At 53.6% G+C, this 985-nt stretch carries 1 protein-coding gene and 1 pseudogene; both read left to right on the top strand.

Annotated features, from left to right (window positions below):
- On the top strand, positions 1-520 hold a 520-nt coding region (locus tag EXE44_RS16800), incomplete at its 5' end, for a hypothetical protein (RefSeq protein WP_369333862.1).
- Positions 521-696: 176 nt separating this feature from the next.
- Positions 697-985: pseudogene (locus EXE44_RS16795) on the top strand (DUF1102 domain-containing protein); the annotation flags it as partial.

Genomic DNA, 985 nt, shown 5'->3' with positions numbered 1-985 from the left:
TCTAAGTGTGAGTCGGAACGTCTCTGTGTCAGTGTCTCCCGATTCAAATGCGTACCTACAATTGAAGCCGCTGAGTACGCCGAACTCAAACGAATTCGTTGACGGGTCTGGGGGTCGTTCGGATACTCTTTCAATTTCGATAGGTGAGAACAAAATCGGCGGGAAAGGTGTGAATGAACAGGCTGAAACGTTTTTTGATGACCTGTTTTCGATTACCAACCAAGGCTCACAACCGGTATGGATCTGGATGAAGTCGAATATTCCTGGTGTAAATTACTATAATTCCGACATTGACGAGGGAATCAGCCTTGACGGCAACAACGTGTTCAACGACAGAGAGGTGATCCAGTATGTTGAGGTCGGAGACGGATTCAACGTTGGTCTGACAATCAACACTGTCGGGAGACCGTCTGACCGAGACGGCCAATCGACGATCATTGCTAAGGCTGACGAGGAAGACGTACCCGACGAACCCGGGCACGCAGTACAGAACTCTGACAGAGGCGGTCCCCGGACGTAACTACCGCTAATAATCCTGTTGGCGCCAATCCATATTCGGTCTCAGATACTGTTATTTATTTGTAATAAGGTCGCTGAGGATTGAACGCACCAGATCCGGTGAGTAATCAGACCCTTCAGTGAATCAAGGACCACAATACGAAGACACTCTGAGAACAATATGTATCCAACTAACTGATGTCGACTGCCCGACGGATTCTAATACTGGTCCTGCTAGCCGCTTCCGCAGCCACCGCACTCGCCTTCGCCACGGGCGCGGCGGTGGTCGACGGCCCCGCTGACACCGTCGCCAACGGCGACCTCGCGATCCAACCGGCCGACGGCCCGAACGGACGGTACGCCTACCTGAACGACGACGACGAGATCGCGATCGACGTCTCGGCGTCGAACCCGAACATCCGAGATCCCTCCTTCGAGGGCGTGAACGTCGGCGCGACGGGCCGGATCGACGACGTGTTCACTATCA

Source organism: Halorubrum sp. SS7, assembly GCF_005435055.1.
GTDB lineage: Archaea > Halobacteriota > Halobacteria > Halobacteriales > Haloferacaceae > Halorubrum > Halorubrum salinarum.
The sequence above is the reverse complement of the archived record's forward strand: the minus strand, read 5'-3'. Positions and strand labels throughout refer to the sequence as shown.